Here is a 1,295-nt window from a genome sequence, read left to right as displayed (position 1 = left end):
ATTTTATGAATTCTTGATTCGTTTAATGCGCGGGCGCTTGTGATTTATCGCTGCTAGTGCGATAAATTTTGTCGCATGAGCAGTTTGCATTAGAATTCTACTATCGCTTGAAATTTTACGCCGCCGCGCGCGACTTAAATTTTACCGCGACGACCCGCGCTAGGCTGCATTTCGGCTCGGCTAAATTTACTCTCTATCTCATTACAGCATGGCGGTAAAATTCCGCGGCAAGATAAACCGCTTAGTCCGCCAGCCCCTCTTTGCCGCATTTTGCGATGAGAGCGTCAAATTCCGCTTTGCTAAATGCGCTTACGATTATGTTTTTCGCGTCGATAAATTCGTATTTTTCTTTCGGCAAATTTTGGATGAAATTTTCATATTTCAGCGTCGCAAGAATATCGTGCTTTTCACAATGATCCTCATCGCCTCCAAAAATGGCGACGCCCCACCGCGAAACTTCCTTCCCGCCCAGAATTTGTAAATTATTGTAATCCACTCTGGGCTCAAAGGGTAGTACGGCAGCAATATCTTGCGGAAGGATATATCGCCCTATGATCTCACTATCCTCGTTTATGCCGGAAAACATCTGATCTGAAAAATATGCGTTTAGGTTTTGGATATCGGTTACGAATTTGCTAAATTCGTCTGCGGGATCCGGCGCGTCCATAATGTGCGCGATAATTTTTTGATCAAATGAAACTTCGTTTCGCACGCCGTAAATCGTACACATTACCGCTTTCTCTTCTAAATTTCGTTTTATATTTGCAAGTCCAGCGCGTATATCAGACTCGAAGTCAAAGCCCTCGATATTTTGCGCGCTAAATTTCTCCCCGTCCTCGCTCGTGATTTCGCCGTCCATTTTCAGGGCCAAATTTTTGAGGTATTCTAGCGCGATCCGCCAGTCTGAACGGGTGCTAGGCGTGCCGATACAGACATTATACGCGCCATCCTCGTAGCATACCTCAAGACCGCGCCCGCTAAGTCCGTCCACACCTGCAGTCAAGCAGCTAAGCTCGCTTAGCTTCGTGCTGTAAAAACCCTCAGCGTCAAATTCCTCGTCGTCTTCATCCGCGTTAAACTGCGATAAATTCGGCACCAGCCGTAGTGCCTCCTCTACGCTCATCACGGGCGCTTCGTCTCCCGAAGGCTTCTTTTTGTTTTTGACGAAAAACGTGATGCTCATTTTGATCCTCTGGAATGAAATTTAGCTCAAAATGCACTTTAAGCTTGGACTAAATTTATAACTTCCCGCCCTCGATTACGACGTTGTCAGCTTTGATGTCGTCGCCGTATAC

The 1,295-nt window shown here is 46.2% G+C and carries 1 protein-coding gene; it reads right to left on the bottom strand.

Annotation, left to right across the window (positions count from 1 at the left end; translation table 11 throughout):
• Window positions 1-241: 241 nt before the first annotated feature.
• Window positions 242-1,183 (bottom strand): DUF4299 family protein, encoded by a 942-nt coding sequence (locus Q0101_RS10300; protein ID WP_297945237.1) that lies wholly within the window; start codon window positions 1,181-1,183, stop codon window positions 242-244.
• Window positions 1,184-1,295: the final 112 nt, after the last annotated feature.

The organism is uncultured Campylobacter sp., from assembly GCF_937921625.1.
Classification (GTDB): domain Bacteria; phylum Campylobacterota; class Campylobacteria; order Campylobacterales; family Campylobacteraceae; genus Campylobacter_B.
This window is presented reverse-complemented; position numbering and strand designations above follow the sequence as displayed.

Bases quoted from the DNA above. Each gene is read 5' to 3' on its own strand.
- Q0101_RS10300 (WP_297945237.1), bottom strand. From the start codon at position 1,183: ATGAGCATCACGTTTTTCGTCAAAAACAAAAAGAAGCCTTCGGGAGAC.